Below are 14,801 nucleotides of genomic sequence, written 5' to 3' on the forward strand. Positions count from 1 at the left end.
AGATCAGCACGGTCGATATAAAAGCAATCATCGGGCCGATGGTGTAAACAATACCCTTATACATTTTACGAACAGCGCTGTCGGGCTGGGCGACGCAAAAAACGCCATCGAAATTTCAAAGTAACTGCGGTTAACGCGAGAAACCAACCGCCAGCCACGCTCGACAAGGTCACCGGAAATACGACACGACTAAAAATAGACCACTGATTGGCCCTCAATGACATTACGGAATTTACTTCCTGTTCCCCCATACCAAATACTGATACTTTAAATAAGCGATTATTATGCGGAATGGTGATCACATAAGCCGACACCAATGCATTAAACCTGCTATATACACTTGTACGCAAAAACAACCCGGGGGGAAATAAACCGAGAGTTTCATACGGAACAAGAAGAATTAAATCAACAAAAGGATCGGCAGGAAAAATCATGGGGCTAAAGCTACTGAAAAATCAATTACGCCAGCTATAAATGCTATTCGAAGTACGCGACCACCCATAATTCACATCCTCATTTTTTATTATTAAACCAATAAGATATTGAAAATAACTCAAATTACTATAATTTTTTCCAATGCAGTGTTTACGCTATGGCTTAAAAACTAGCACCTAAATGCCATGCACACTAATACCATTTTTTACCAACCCTATGCGTATATGTTATCGAATCCATCGCTTTACGCATCAATCAAATTCTGAAGTTAGACTTGATAACGTGCCAGCAAGAAGTGTGGTTAGATCTGATAAGTTAGGCCACCGTGGGCCTTCGCTAAAGTTGCAAGTTGCCAAACACTCCCACCGAAGGAACCCCACGATGGCTGCCAAGAGCATGGCACTGGCGAAGCTGCTTGAAAAGCGCATGATGTTTCAGGACTTTCTGAGCCAGAGGCATGATGCTCATGCTAACCCGGATGTTGCACCGGGTCAGTCAGAAGTCCTCAGATGCCAGGCTCGGTGGGGATAAAAGGGATCTGGGGTGGAGTTTGGCTGTTTTTTGATCAAGTTCCTGTGCTCAGGGCGCACCTCCCCCCACCCCCATGTCTTTTCTGTGCCGGGGGCAGCACGCCGCGACGCTATCCCGGCACCAGCTTGCTGGCCAACATCAGGAAGAGGTCCTGCTCCGGATACTGGCTGTTCAACATCAGCCGAATGGTCCGTGTGTTGCGAGTGATGACGGCGCCGATCTTCAGCAGCTTCAGGCGGATGGTATTGACCTGGGCTTGGGCGAAGGCGGTGCGCTTAAGGTAAATCCGACGCAGCCGCTCCAGGAGCAGGTAGGCCAGCCCCGAGAGCAGCAGTCGGTACTGATTGGGCCACCATATGGTGGCAGCTGGTGCGGTCTGAGAACAGGAGCTGCTGCTCCTTGATGCGGTTCTCCATCTCGCCTCGGGCGCAGTAGCGGTGGTCGTAGAGCCACTCTGCGCTGCAGCCGCGCAGGTTGGTCACCACGTAGCGGGTGTTGAAGCCACGCCAACTGGTCTCGGATTTGACGACCACCTTTCGTCGGCGCTTCTTCCAGCTCTTGGCGGCGTACTCGATGAAGCCGAAGACTCGCTGCTTCTCACGGGTCTTCTCGAAGCGGATAGCTGACTCGTAGTCGATATCCAGGGCTAGCTTGGCCAGCCGCGGGTTGCCGGCGAGGCCGACGATGTAGTCGACACCGTGGCGCTCGCACCAACTGAGGATCAGCGGGCGGCAGAAGCCGCTGTCGCCGCGGAATACGACCTTTACCTCAGGCCACGCCTGGCGCAGCCGCCGAACCAGCAGGGCAAGAATGGCGCCGGCGTGGTGGGCGGCATCTCGGTAGGCCGGGCGAAGGTAGCTGACCAGCAGCTGATCGCCACAGAACACGAACAGCGGCAGAAAGATGTAGTGGTTGTAGTAGCCGTTGAAGTGCCGCCCGAGCTGCTGGCCGTGCACCCGGTCGTCGGTGGCATCGAAGTCGAGGTAGAGCGGCTTCTTGGGTGGCCGCCGGAACGAGCGGATGAACTGCTCGATCATTTCCTCGTGGATGGTGACCGCCCAGTCCCGATCGGGGCTGCTGCTGCTCGAAGCGACACAGCGTGGACTGGCTGGCCAGCACGCCGTCGGTATCGACGGCGGTCTGCAGGGCGATGTCGTGACGCAGCGCCTGGTGGTCGTTGAGATCCTCGTAGCCCAGCGCCAGGCCAAACACGCGCTGCCGAACCAGGGTTTCGGTGCGATGCAGGCAGCGTTGAGGATCGCGGTCATCACTCAGCCGGCGAGCGATAGCGCGGGTCAGGCCCATCTCGCGGTCGAGCTGCCGCAGCAGCAGGATGCCACCGTCAGAGGTGACCTCGCCGCCATCGAAGCTGGCGGTGATCTGACGGCCTTTGCAGCGTGGAAAGGTGGCGGTGGGCGTGGTACATTTTGTCATGGCGGCTGTGTCGGCTGATTCTTGGTTAGGCTCTTGAATTATAACCGATTTTCAGCCGCTTTTTTCATGCCTGGTGCAATATTCGGGCTAGGCCATACGCGCTGTACTTCGCGATGGAAGAGGCGCGCTTCAGGTGTCGGTATCAAGCGCCCACGTACTCGCTCAAACAGGTGAAACCCCAGATCATGCTCAAGCTGCTTGAGCAAGCGGGTGACCCCTGGCTGGGCGATAAGCATACGCCTTGCCGCACCGGAAACCGTGCCGCATTCCATGACCAGCTTGAAAGCAAGCACCTGCTTATCGCGAAGATGGGGAAGCTTCATAATATTTGTGTATCGTCATGGCAATTATTGGTATTGGATCGTATACCGTTCGCCTCGCTATCGTCGATGCATACCACTTACAAGAAGCGGATGGCATGCAGCAGGATTTCCTAATCATTGGTGGTGGTGTGGTCGGCATGGCAGTGGCCTATGGTCTGCTGCGTGCGGGCTGTCGCGTTACGGTGCTCGATGGAAGCGACGACTCACTGCGCGCCTCACGAGGGAACGCCGGTCTCACCTGGGTGCAGGGCAAGGGCGCAGGCATGCCAGCCTATGCCGAACTCAGTTTCGAAGCGAGCCTGGCCTGGCCTGATTTTGCCGCTGAACTCGAGGAGCGCACCGGGTTAGACCTCGAATACGAACACAGGGGTGGAGTCGATCTCTGCTTCAATCAGGAGGAAGCAGAGGCACGTCAGCGCGAGTACTCGGCGATCCAGTCGACATCCCCCTACCTGGCGCGACAATTCCGTTGGCAATATCTCGACCGTACGTCGCTTGCCTCTTACCTCCCGGGGCTCGGCGAAGGCGTGCACGGTGGTACCTGGTCGCCCCATGACGGCCATTGCAATCCCCTGTATCTACTGCGCGCGCTGTTTTCAGCCAATCTCGGGCTCGGGCTCGATTATCGTCCTGGCTGCGAGGTGCACTTGCTCACTCCCCTCATGAATGGCTTTCGAGCGGCAACCACGCACGGCACCTACGAAGCTGAGCGCCTTATCCTTGCTGCTGGTCTGGGCAGCGCAGCATTGGCGCCGATGCTGGGGCTCAGTGGGGCGGTGCGTCCCGTGCGCGGCCAGGTCTTGGTGACTGAACGCCTGCAAAAAATTGCCCAACTGCCGACCCCACAGATTCGACAGACGGCTAGTGGCGCGTACTTGATCGGGGACATTCAGGAAGAGGTCGGTTTCGACAGGGGGGTGACCCTGCCGATAATGCAGCAATTGGCCGATCGCGCGGTGCGAATCTTTCCGTTTCTCGCCCATGCGCGACTGGTGCGCTCGTGGGGAGCGCTGCGCGTTATGACACCGGATGGCCACCCTCTCTATGAAGCTTCACGGCAATACCCCGGGGCCTATGGCCTAAGCAGCCACAGCGGTATCAGCCTGGCAGCCTTCCATGCCGGCCGTCTGGCCGAATCCATCCTGCAAGACAGCCTAAATCACGAATACGCAAAGTTCTCCGGCGCGAGGTTCTCTCGCTCCGCCCTCAACCCATAGTGGCATAACAAGATCGGCCCGGAATCACCCACGCACATACGACAAAACAAACTGCGAGGATACAAAATGCGAATTCATACCCTCACCAATCTGCTGTTGGCAGCTGCCCTGCTCGGAGGAGTAGCCAATGCAGAAGATAAGCCGCTGCGCATCGGTGTCGATGTACCCTATGAGCCCTATCAGTACAAGCTGCCGGACGGCACTATTACTGGTTTCGAGGTAGAACTCGTCAATGCTGCCTGCGAGCGGATGCAGCGCGAATGCGTATGGGTCGAGCAGGCCTGGGATGGTATCATTCCGGCGCTTCAAGCGCGAAAGTTCGACCTCATTGCGTCGGCGATGAACATTACCGAGGAGCGCTCTAACCAGGTTCTGTTCTCGGATCCGTATTATCAGGTGCCTTCTGTCTGGGTCGGCAAGGCTGGCGCCGAGCACGATCTGGATGGTCCGCTTGAGGACACGACGATAGGCGTCCAGCAAGCGACCATCCAGGACGAGTACGTAACTCAGTTCTACCCTGATGCAGAGATCCGGCGCTACGCTGATTCTGGTTCGGTGGTTGCCGACATGCACGCTGGACGACTCGACCTGGTGTTCACTGCGTTCCCCCTGGCCCAGAGAACCATGTTCAACGATGACCGTTTTACACGACAAGGCGAACTGGTGACCGGCCCTGAATCAATCTACGGACCGGGAATAGGCGCCGCCTTCCGGCAGCGTGACGAAGCATTGGCAGAAGCATTCAATGAATCTATGCACGAATTAAAGAAGGATGGCTCCTTTGATGTGATTTTTGAAAGCTACTTCGAAAACTAAATGACATATTTATAGAAACACTGATCTATTACTTCACTTGATATCTTGGTCGCCGGCGGAGAAGGTACGCCAGCCCGGTCGAAATCCTCACCTAGTAGCGCATAGACCCCGGCCTCTGCGCTCCGGCGACGACCAACCTCTCTTCGCTCGCGACACATAAAAGCAGTTCCTTAGCTTTTCTTTAGCCGGTGGCCGGGGGGCATAGCCCTCCGGCATTTTAGGTTCTCCCAGCAAAGAGTTTACCAAACCACTTTATCGCCCTTCCTTGATTCATCCATGAAAAAGCCCTCTCTTGGCTAAAAGCAACCCTATTTCGGCATAGCCACTTTGGGTCGTGAGCCGACATACCACCGGAGCCAGTAGAGAGACCCACATTGACGAGTATGAGCTGCCATTTCGCACTCCCTTGCTATGCCGAATCCTCAGTCACATTAGCAACATCATGCTGCGCTTGCTCCCGACCTTCGTGGTGCATGGGCTTGGCAGACCGGGTCGTCTGCTTGATACTGTATAAATATCATGTATCGAGAGGAGGCCTCCATGACACACGCCAAGCTCATCCCCGCGGATCCGGCGCCGCCGGCACAGCCGCTGCCCTTCCCTCTGCCCCTCACGCGGGCCGGGCTGTCGGGCTTTCCGAGCCCTGCCCAGGACTATGAAGGGCGCACGTTGGACCTCAACGAGCGGCTGGTGAAGCGGCCGGCGTCGACATTCTTCATGACAGTCACCGGCGACAGCATGGAGGCGCTGGGCATCACAGAGGGCGACCTGCTGGGGGTCGATAGCGCCATCGAGCCGCGCCCCGGGCACATTCTGGTCGCCACGGTGGAAGGGGAGCTGGTGGTGAAACGCTACGAGCTGATCGGCAACCGCCCCTACTTCACCTCGGCGAACCCCGCCTACCGCCCCATCCCCGCTGCGGACCTGGAGTGCCAGGCCTGGGGCGTGGTGCGCGCGGTGGTTCACGAGTACACCGTCTAGCCGGGGCTGGGCCCATGATCGGATTGATCGACTGCAACAACTTCTACGTCAGCTGCGAGCGGGCCTTCCAGCCGCGGCTGGAGGGCGTGCCCGTGGGCGTGCTCTCCAACAACGATGGCTGCGTGATCGCCCGCTCCAACGAGCTCAAAGCGTTGGATGTGGCCATGGGCACACCTGCCTTCGAGCTGCAGCCACTGCTCCGCCAGCGGCGCATCGTGCTGCTGTCTTCGAACTATGAGCTCTATGGGGATATGTCCTCCCGGGTGCAGCAGGTGCTAGAGGAGTTCTCTGCCGGCGTGGAGCCCTACTCCATCGACGAGATGTTCGTGCGCTTCGACGGCTTTGCTCCTGAGCAGATGCACCGTCACGCCCAGGAGCTGTTCACCAAAGTACGGCGCTTCACGCATATCCCGGTCAGCGTGGGGGTTGCCCCGACGCGCACCCTGGCCAAGCTGGCCAACCGAGCGGCCAAGAAACTGCCGGGCTACGGCGGCGTCTGCGTGTTGAGAACCGGCAGCGAGACATACGAGCCGCTGCTGCGTCAGGTGGAGCTGGGAGATGTGTGGGGCGCCGGCCGCCGACTGGTGGAGCGCCTGGCGCTGATGGGCGTACAAAGCGCCTGGGATCTCGCCCAGGCCGACCCCAAGCAGATTCGCCTGCGCTTCTCGGTCACCCTGGAGCGCACCTGCCTGGAGCTGAAGGGCATTCCCTGCATCGAGATGAATGATCCTGGTGAAGCCCGTCAGCGCATCATGACGTCACGCTCCTTCGGGAGGATGACCGACAACCGAGAGGAGGTTCATCAGGCCATCCGGCAGTTTGCCCAGCGCAGCGCCGAGAAGCTGCGCGGGCAGGAGAGCCTGGCCCGTGCCGTCTACGTCTTCCTGAAGACCAATCGCCACCGCCCTGACCTGCCACAGTACTCGCCCAGCGTCATGGTGGAGCTGCCCTGCCCCACCGACGACAGCCGCGACGTCCTGCAGGCGGCTAGCCAGGCGTTCGCGGCCATCTACCGGCCCCGCTACCGCTTCGTGAAGGCCGGCGTGATGTTGGTTGATCTGGTGGATGCCAACCGGGCTCAGCTGTCGCTGCTGGACACTCCTGACAGCAAGGCTCAGCGCGATTGTAGCGACCGCCTGATGGCGACGTTGGATGCGCTCAACCACAAGATGGGGCGCGGCACCGTGACCTTCGGGCGCGCCTCGCCCAAGGCTGCTTGGCAGCTGCGCTGCGCCAACCGCACGCCGCGCTGGACCACGCGCTGGAACGAACTGCCGCGGCTGGGCTGACAAATTGCGCGCAGCACACGGTAGGCGACGGTTATTGAGCGCACCAGTGCCTCGATGAAGAGCCGTGTATTCATCGCGCGCTCCCACTCAGCATCGAACGGGTGCTTACGATGCTATAGGGCATGAGAGCCCCTACCCAGGTACAAAATTTAGACAGCGTTTATAAGTGCTGGAGAATCCGATACGCGTCCGGCAGTCCAGCCTCATCAGCTTCATGTCCAGCAGAGCGCTGCAGCTGCTCCATCACCGCCGTAGTCCACGCCTGGCGATCAGCGCTCACAGCCATGCGAAGCTCAGCTTCAAGATCTTCCCAGGCCTCCACTAGCGCCCCCTCCATTGCAGGCCGATGCTCTTCTTCCTGCCTGACCAGCGCGATGTACTCAGTGCCAGCGGTCATGGCAATAACCGTACCCGCCGTAACGGTGCCAGCCACCACAGCGCCGGGGCCAGTTGCCGCCGTACCCGCTGCGGCCGCACCGCCGGCGGTCAAGGAGCGCGTCGCGGCCAGGCCAAGACGCGCCACAAAGCGCTTCACGATGCCGCTTGCTCGGGCCATGGCCGGCCGCGCCATCAGAACAGCAGTGACTCCAGCCCCTCCCAGAAGTCCGATACCAGGCGGCGGAGTTGTCCAGAGCAGCGTCTCGCTGTCCTTGAGGTGATCCGCAGCGGCCACGACGCGGTCCAGGTTCAGGGTGACCATTGAACGGCTCCCAATCTCGGCGGCAGGAATGGCAACCCCTGAGTAGTGGAGATAGACATCGCCTAACGCTTCCGCGAGCAGCCCTTGCTGTCCCTCCAGGAGGCGCTCACGATACTCGGCATGCAGGCTCGACAGGGCCTGCTCGACCCCGCTGGGACCCACAAGGCGGCCCTCAATCTGATCCGCTATCCAGGGGTCCAAGTTTCCCGCCAGGCTGGCGCCGAGGCGGGCATAGCTCCCTGTGGCAGAGAAGTACCAATCCAAGTAGTGCTCTCCCGCTGCTTGGTACTGCTCTCCCGCCTCTGCAAGGGCTGTTTCCATCCAAGATTCGAGTTGCTGCTCTGCATCGCGTTCCAGTCCTTCCAGGCGACCATCGAAATCTCGGCTCAGGGCTTCGCCATCTTCAGCATTCAGCACCAGGCTCTCACCATTGATGATGAACTGTACGAGGGGAGAGTCACTTGCCGCCAGCCAACGATGGCTCATGCCGGCCAGAAAGAGAACAAACAGCATGACTGTGATGGAAATCAACAGGCTTACAGGCGAGATACCGGCGCAGAAGCGCTTCCAAAACTCCAGCCGCGCTCCATTGCTGGCGTCGCTCGACAAAAATCCCTTCACTTCCTCCCCCCCTTGCCCGTGTCTTCCGCACATGATGCGCTAACAGTGGAAGAATGATCTCCCAACCGTTTTAATGCATCATGCGCAGCTGCGGCGCCCACAAGCAAGCGGACAAATGCCAACGCCATCACGCCTTGTATCGCAAACACGCCAACCCACCCCAACACTGCGGCCCATCCAAACACACCAAGGTCATTGAGCGCGTTCTGAACAGTCCAGAACGAAGCGAGCTCCAATGCGCTGGCACTACGCTCGAGTATGGCCAGTAGTGACTGACCGCTAGGCGCGACATGCTCCTGCACAGCGCGCCCTAGCTCCATACCCACGAGATAGGGCTGCGGCCGTACCAACGATGCCACTATCAACGCGAGAGCTAGCAGTGCGGAGACGGGAGCTACCAGAAGCCGTCGAGTCACAGCGGATAGGTACTCAGGAATTACGTGCCTGGCCAGGCGCGATCTCGCCCATCGGCCACACTGCCAGCACGCAACAGCGCCCACTACTAGCAGGATCATATCGAGCGAACCAGCCAGGCGAAGAGAAACCAATAGCACAGCCGCTAGAATGGCGCTGGCCAGCTGATGCCACCTTACCATCACTACACCACCACGGAGCCAACGGCTCCAAGGCGAGGTTTTCTGGAGATACTGTCCGAGCCAGGCGCGCCGTCGTAGGCGTGCGGCCTCGAAGGCGCCGGCAAAGACGAGTTGCACAGCCACCATCCAGACGATGGGGAACAGCATACCGGCGATGGAGCTTGGCAGCCGCCACCAGGCGAGCAACACCAGCAGCAATGCCGCCCACACCACTGTTCCCTTTCTCTTAGACAGAGCAGCAACCGAATCTAATATCATCGACCACTTGGTACGCCCTGAAACGAGTTCACTGCGGCGAGCCCTAGGTTTCTCCGAGCTGGTTCTTTTAACCCGCTGGGGCATGATACGGATCTCCCACACCTTTCCCCACCGAGCAGTGAACCACAACGCCCTTTTCCACCGTTATTCGCAGATACTCAATATTTTGAGGGGTAAAACTGATGTTGATGTGAAGGCCTAACGGCTTGGTAGGCGCCAACAGCTTTCCCGATACCCAATCGGCCAACAATGGGCCTGCAACGAGCGAGCGAGAGCCTATAATCGCGTCAAGGTAAAGTCGATCATCTGCCACCACCCAGGTCACAACATATCCACGCCGACAGGCGGTGGTCCGAGTCAGTAACAAGTCGAAGTCATTCGATGAGAATTGATCAGGGTCTTGCTCCACAAGCCCATCGTGACGCTTTGGCAGCCCTGGCGGGTCTTCCAGATAGTAGCGCGCCCCCTTCCAGATAAGCTCGTCTGAAACCTGTCGGGTCATGGCTCTGACCTCCCCCATTCAGTGCCGAAATACTCAAGTCTGCCTCACTAGCCGTCGCAATGCTCCGCATAGCACTAAAAGATAAGGCCATAACCTTCGTGAGATGGCGAGCTTCCGCTGCTACCCCGCTACGCCATATCTCCTCAAGCTCATCTCCTAGTCGGTCGCTAGCTGGGTTGTCTCACCCCACCGCTTTGTAAACCAGGTGGCCAACGGGGCGGCCGGCCCCATGGGCTCTTGGCGAACCGGGTCAGGATAGGTCTAATTTTTCTTCTCAGCCCTTCTGGAGCGCACCTACCAATGGGCCACGCTACCGCCGACTTATGTCCTGGGACGTTGTATCGGCGAGCTGCCGAGCCGGAGCATCCTCACCCATCAGCACGGGCTGGCCGTCTTGCCAGATCACGGCGTAATGGCCAAGGCGCCGCTTGCGTTCAAGCTCTCGAGAAACGCACTCTCGAAGGCTTTCCAGCATTTCCTGGGTATCTGGTGATGGCTGCTTCATGGCAAGGCCTCGTTTCCGGGTTAGAGAGCCGGCAAGGGGCGGTCCTTGCCCCTCACTCATTCAACAGCAGCTCCGACATCCCATCCAGCCGGTGCTTCACGGCCTCCCAGCGCGGCATGGCGTAGCCGAGCAGGTCGTAGAAGCGCTGGCTGTGGTTGTGCTCTTCCAGGTGACAGAGCTCATGGAGGATGACGTAGTCGATGCACTCGGTGGGTGCCTTCACCAGGTGCGGATTGAGCAAGATGCTGCCCCCGGGGGAGCAGCTGCCCCACTGGGTCTTCATCTCCAGCAGCCGCCACTCGGGTCGCTCCTGCAGCCAGCGTAGCCGCTCTGCGACGTGATTCAGGCGCCGCTGGAAGACGTCATTGGCACGCTGCCGGTACCAGGCACGCAGTTCACTCCTGACCCTCTCCCGGGCCAGGTCAGCGCCCGTCACGCGGATCTGCCCGCGCAGCAGCTTAACGTGGCGCTCTTCCTCGCTGGGCACGCACTTGAGCACATAGTGACGGCCCAGGTAGAAGAGTGTCTCGCCGCTGACATAGTCGCGCGGCAGCACGTGACGCTGACGCTCATGAATGGCATCCAGGTGCTCTACCACCCAGCGGGCACGCTTGAGCAGGGCTCTCTTGGCCTCGGCAAGCGAGGTACCGCTGGGCGTCTGCACCTCGACCTCGCCGTTGGGGTGCACGTGAATCACCGCCTTGCGGGGCCTAGGCGTTGCCGCGGTATCCAGCTGGGTCCAGTAAAAAGGTAGCGACCGCGCTCCATAGCGCACGGCGTGCTGCGCCTGCTCATGGCCGTTTGCATGGTGGATCTCGCTCATCCGCGCTGCCGCCCTACCCGCACGATTTGGATCACGTCATCGATGATTGCCTTGGCCTGCTCCAGGCCGAAGCGCTTGAACAGCGAAGGAAGCAGCTCCCTTCTGATCCCTGCCTCGATGTCCTGGGGGTTGAGAGTGTTCATGGCCACCTGCTGGTCGACCAGGGCATCGATGGCCAGCGCTTCATCTACCAGCGCCTGATGCTCCTCCTCCGGCATGGTCTCGAACGCGATTTCGCCCAGCTGCAGTCGGAACACGCCGTAGTAGGCCCGAGCATGGGCGTTGTCCTTGAGAGCGGCGGGAATGCTTGGCAGGTTGCGCTCGCGCACCTGCTCCTCGACCTCCTTGAGCAGGGCATACTGCTTGCCCGGGAAATCGAAGAGCGCATCGGCCTCCTGGATCGCCTGGCGCAGCAGCTCGGAGAATACCTTCTGGGCGTAGGGGTCATCCCCCAGCTCCTGCTCGATGGTCTTCTTGGTGCGGGTGCGGATGCGGTCGGCCTCGTTGCGGGCCTTCTCGTCGCTCCACTCCTCTTCCGGCTGCTGGCCCAGCTGCTCGACGGCATAGAGGCCGGGACCGCTGCGCACTTCAAGGCCGGTCACGTCGCTGTCCACCAGCTTGCGGATCTGCTTCTCGTAGGTGGAGTAGTCGACCGTCTCCTGGGCGTCCTGGCGAGCGATCTGGCGCAGCTTGACGAACCAGCGCAGGTCGCGCTTGTAGGCGCTGACGGTGGCCTCGGAAAACGACTTGTCCTGGAAGAAGCTCTGCGACGACAGGGCGAGCTTCAGGCACATGCCGAACTCGGTCAGCGCCGCGTAGAAGTCCTCGCGTAGCGCCTGGCGCACGTCGACGTCATGCCCGTCCTCGTCCTGCTCGTAGTGGGGCATCAGCACGCGCCGGAACGCCTCCTGATCGGCGGTGTTCTCGACCTCGGCGAAAAAGCGCCACAGCCGCTCGTGCAGACCGGGCAGGCGCTTATATTCGGTGTCGACGTTATGGTAGAGGCCCTCGATATCCTCGATGTCGTAGCCGCCCTGGGTCTGCTCTTCCAGGTCCTGGTAGTCCTGAATGGCGGTATCCAGCTCCTTGAGGATGCCACGGTAGTCGACCAGCAGCCCGAAGGGCTTCTCCTCGTGCAGCCGGTTCACCCGGGCAATGGCCTGGATCAGGTTGTGCCCCTTGAGCGGCTTGTCAATGTAGAGCACCCCGTTGCGGGGCTCGTCGAAGCCGGTCAGCAGCTTGTCGACCACGATCAGCAGGTCGGGCTCGCCATCGGCGCCGAACTCCTCGATGGCCTTGCGCTCATAGGCCTCGGCATCACCGGGGACGTTAGCCTTCCACCACTGCTGCACCTCGGGCAGCGTGGCCTCATCGATACTCTCGTGCCCCTCACGGGTATCCGGCGAGGAGATCACGACCCGGGAGGTCACCTTGCCGATCTCATCCAGCTCCTGCTTGTAGCGAATCGCCGAGAGCTTGCTGTCGCAGGCCAGCTGGGCCTTGAGGCCGTTTCGGTACTGCTTGATATGCCGCTCGAAATGCAGCGAGATGTCCCAGGCAATCAGCTGGATACGTCGCTTCGCGCCGTAGATGGCACCCCGCTTGGCGTACTTTTTCTTGAGGTCCGCCTTCTGCTCGTCGGAGAGCCCCAGGGTGATCTTGTCAAACCAGGCATCGATGGAAGCCTCGTTGATATCCAGCTCGGGGCGGCGCTCCTCGTAGAGCAGCGGCGTGACGGTGCCGTCATCCACCGCCTTGCGCATGGTGTAGGCGTGCACGATGGGGCCGAAGCGCTCCGCCGTGGTGGTCTTGTCGCGCTTGATCAGCGGCGTGCCGGTGAAGGCGATGAACGAGGCCCCCGGCAGGGCGTTGCGCATGCGCACATGGTTCTCGCCGCCGTGGCTGCGGTGCCCTTCATCCACCAGCACCAGGAAATTCTCGCTGGGGTTGTAGCACTCCGGGTGCTTCACCGCCGAGCGGAACTTGTCGATCAGGGTAAACAGCACGCGCTGGTTGCCCTGGCCGATCTCCCGGGCCAGCTCGCGCCCGCTGCTGGCCCGCGCCCGGTTGGCGATCTGCCCGCCCCCTACGCTCTGCAGGCCCAGAGCGCCGCCCTCGGCGAAGGTATTGGAGAGCTGCTTCTCCAGGTCGACCCGGTCGGTGACCACCAGCACTCGGCACGCCTTGAGCGCCTGATGCAGAATCAGCGCCTGGCTGAGGAACACCATGGTGAACGACTTCCCCGAGCCGGTGGTATGCCACACTACCCCGCCCTGGCGGCTGCCGTCCGGCGAGAACTGGGTGATCTGCTCGATCAGCGCCTCGATGGCGAAGAACTGCGGATAACGAGCGACGATCTTCTTGCCCTTGCTGAACAGCAGGTAGAAGCGAATGACCTTCAGCAGCCTGTCGGGGCGCAGCAGGCTGATCAGCATGCGGTCCTGCTCGGTGGGGAGCACTGGCTTGCTCCATAGCGCCTCGAAGTGCGCGCGCACGCTGGGGGGCTTGTCGTCGAACAGCGCCTGCCGAGTGGTTTCCGGTAGCGGCTGATTCTTGAGGCGTTCGAACGTCACCTCCGGGATCTGCTCCTCTACCCAGCGCATCCAGAACTTGGCCGGGGTGCCAGTGGTGGCGTAGCGTCCGTCGGTCAGGCTGATTGCCATCACCAGTTGGCTGTAGGCGAACAGCAGGGGAATCTCGTCGACCTTCTGGTTACGAAGGGTCTGGCTGACCCCCTCGTCGATCATCGACTTGTTGGGGTTGCCGGAGGCCGCCTGCTTGGCCTCGATCACCACCACCGGAATACCGTTGAGAAAGCCCACCAGGTCGGGGCGCCGCGTATGGGTGCCGTGGACCGACAACACCTCGAATTCCTCGGTGATCTGGAAGTCGTTGACCTCGACGTCTTGCCAGTTCACCAGCGGCACCGTGACCGCATGTTTCTGGCCGTTGGGCATGAACTCGGTGATGGTCACGCCCAGGGTCAGGCGCTCGTGCAGGCGCTGGTTGGCCACCATCAGACCCTCGCCCAGACCCAGCGACAGCACCCCGTTGACCACCTGCTGCACGCCATCCGCGGAGAGCGGGTAGCACTCGCCGCGGTACTCGAAGCGGTGTTGCCGAAGGTACGCCTCCAGCAGCGGCTTGAGCACCACCTCTCGGTTGGAGCGCCGGAGCTCGCCAACCTGGGCGGGCGGCAGGTAGCTCCAGCCGGCATTGATCAGCGTGGCCAGCGCGGGAATATGCGAGGCGTAGAGCTCGGTGGTGTTGGGGGTGAGGCGAGCGGTCATGGCATCCCTTATGGCCGATGGTGGTAGCAGGCAAGGTCGCTATCCAGCGACCAGATGAAGACTTCCGACATGGCAAAGCGCCGGCAGCATTTTTCATACTCGGCAATGATGCTCAGGTCACCGAAACTGGTGCCCTCGCCGGTACGGGTTGGCGACTTGTTCTGACCGGCCAGGTCGGGGAAACGGTCCAGCCAGGTCGTCACCTCCTGGATGCTGGGGAACTCACTCGGCTGCCAGGGCGGGTTGTCCTCGGTGAAGGAGGCGCGGACCATGTCGCAGAAACGCGCGGCGGTCTCCCGGCGCTTGGTGCCGTTACCGTTCTGGGCGATATGGTTGCCCGTCTCCATCATGGTCGCCATGGGCATAATGAGGGTCGCCCCCAAGTCGACATACTGGAGGTAGTCCGCCGTCACTTCCGCCATCTGTTGATTGCGGCCAGGCACATTGAGCAGGTTGAGTAGCACGCAGGTATCGATCAGG

Annotated in this window: 10 protein-coding genes and 1 pseudogene; 4 read left to right on the top strand and 7 right to left on the bottom strand. The window is 60.4% G+C overall.

Translation table 11 applies throughout. The annotated features are described in order from the left end of the window. Window positions 1–1,075 precede the first annotated feature (1,075 nt). Both B6N23_RS08425 and B6N23_RS08430 read right to left on the bottom strand, forming a co-directional pair. Window positions 1,076–2,400, bottom strand: a pseudogene (locus B6N23_RS08425) (IS1380 family transposase). A 38-nt stretch (window positions 2,401–2,438) separates the two neighbouring features. Next, complete coding sequence (locus tag B6N23_RS08430; RefSeq protein WP_305503654.1) at window positions 2,439–2,723, bottom strand: LysR family transcriptional regulator; 285 nt, start codon at window positions 2,721–2,723, stop codon at window positions 2,439–2,441. A gap of 95 nt (window positions 2,724–2,818) precedes the next feature. On the opposite strand from B6N23_RS08430, the gene B6N23_RS08435 reads away from it, so the two are divergent. The 4 genes from B6N23_RS08435 to B6N23_RS08450 all read left to right on the top strand — a co-directional run bounded on the left by B6N23_RS08435 (window position 2,819) and on the right by B6N23_RS08450 (window position 7,026). Continuing rightward, window positions 2,819–3,940, top strand: coding sequence for an NAD(P)/FAD-dependent oxidoreductase (locus B6N23_RS08435; protein WP_305503655.1), 1,122 nt, complete (start codon window positions 2,819–2,821; stop codon window positions 3,938–3,940). Between the two features lie 66 nt (window positions 3,941–4,006). Continuing rightward, window positions 4,007–4,756: a transporter substrate-binding domain-containing protein gene (locus tag B6N23_RS08440; RefSeq protein ID WP_305503657.1), complete on the top strand. Its 750-nt coding sequence runs from the start codon at window positions 4,007–4,009 to the stop codon at window positions 4,754–4,756. A gap of 540 nt (window positions 4,757–5,296) precedes the next feature. Further along, a complete protein-coding gene (locus B6N23_RS08445) occupies window positions 5,297–5,737 on the top strand; it encodes a LexA family protein (protein ID WP_305503659.1) in 441 nt (146 codons plus the stop codon). Window positions 5,738–5,751: 14 nt separating this feature from the next. Beyond that, a complete protein-coding gene (locus tag B6N23_RS08450; protein WP_305503661.1) occupies window positions 5,752–7,026 on the top strand; it encodes a Y-family DNA polymerase in 1,275 nt (424 codons plus the stop codon). 160 nt (window positions 7,027–7,186) lie between these two features. Here B6N23_RS08450 and B6N23_RS08455 read toward each other — a convergent pair whose 3' ends face one another. From B6N23_RS08455 to B6N23_RS08475, 5 genes are all read right to left on the bottom strand, one after another. Then, on the bottom strand, window positions 7,187–8,335 hold the full coding sequence (locus B6N23_RS08455) for a hypothetical protein (RefSeq protein ID WP_305503663.1): 1,149 nt from the start codon (window positions 8,333–8,335) through the stop codon (window positions 7,187–7,189). 933 nt (window positions 8,336–9,268) lie between these two features. Further along, window positions 9,269–9,703, bottom strand: coding sequence for a hypothetical protein (locus B6N23_RS08460; RefSeq protein ID WP_305503665.1), 435 nt, complete (start codon window positions 9,701–9,703; stop codon window positions 9,269–9,271). 557 nt (window positions 9,704–10,260) lie between these two features. Next, window positions 10,261–11,031, bottom strand: a complete 771-nt coding sequence (locus B6N23_RS08465) for a M48 family metallopeptidase (RefSeq protein ID WP_299311681.1) — start codon at window positions 11,029–11,031, stop codon at window positions 10,261–10,263. Then, window positions 11,028–14,321 (bottom strand): type I restriction endonuclease subunit R, encoded by a 3,294-nt coding sequence (locus B6N23_RS08470; protein ID WP_305503669.1) that lies wholly within the window; start codon window positions 14,319–14,321, stop codon window positions 11,028–11,030. Before B6N23_RS08470 ends, B6N23_RS08465 begins: the two co-directional genes overlap by 4 nt. 8 nt (window positions 14,322–14,329) lie before the next feature. Continuing rightward, window positions 14,330–14,785 (bottom strand): hypothetical protein, encoded by a 456-nt coding sequence (locus B6N23_RS08475; protein ID WP_305503671.1) that lies wholly within the window; start codon window positions 14,783–14,785, stop codon window positions 14,330–14,332. Between the last annotated feature and the right edge of the window lie 16 nt (window positions 14,786–14,801).

The sequence above is a fragment of the Halomonas alkalicola genome (assembly GCF_030704205.1).
Classification (GTDB): domain Bacteria; phylum Pseudomonadota; class Gammaproteobacteria; order Pseudomonadales; family Halomonadaceae; genus Halomonas; species Halomonas alkalicola.

What these genes read in the sequence shown, in the direction of transcription:
- B6N23_RS08430 (WP_305503654.1), bottom strand. Translation starts at nt 2,723, where the DNA reads ATGAAGCTTCCCCATCTTCGCGATAAGCAGGTGCTTGCTTTCAAGCTG.
- B6N23_RS08435 (WP_305503655.1), top strand. Translation starts at nt 2,819, where the DNA reads ATGCAGCAGGATTTCCTAATCATTGGTGGTGGTGTGGTCGGCATGGCA.
- B6N23_RS08440 (WP_305503657.1), top strand. Translation starts at nt 4,007, where the DNA reads ATGCGAATTCATACCCTCACCAATCTGCTGTTGGCAGCTGCCCTGCTC.
- B6N23_RS08445 (WP_305503659.1), top strand. Translation starts at nt 5,297, where the DNA reads ATGACACACGCCAAGCTCATCCCCGCGGATCCGGCGCCGCCGGCACAG.
- B6N23_RS08450 (WP_305503661.1), top strand. Translation starts at nt 5,752, where the DNA reads ATGATCGGATTGATCGACTGCAACAACTTCTACGTCAGCTGCGAGCGG.
- B6N23_RS08460 (WP_305503665.1), bottom strand. Translation starts at nt 9,703, where the DNA reads ATGACCCGACAGGTTTCAGACGAGCTTATCTGGAAGGGGGCGCGCTAC.
- B6N23_RS08465 (WP_299311681.1), bottom strand. Translation starts at nt 11,031, where the DNA reads ATGAGCGAGATCCACCATGCAAACGGCCATGAGCAGGCGCAGCACGCC.
- B6N23_RS08470 (WP_305503669.1), bottom strand. Translation starts at nt 14,321, where the DNA reads ATGACCGCTCGCCTCACCCCCAACACCACCGAGCTCTACGCCTCGCAT.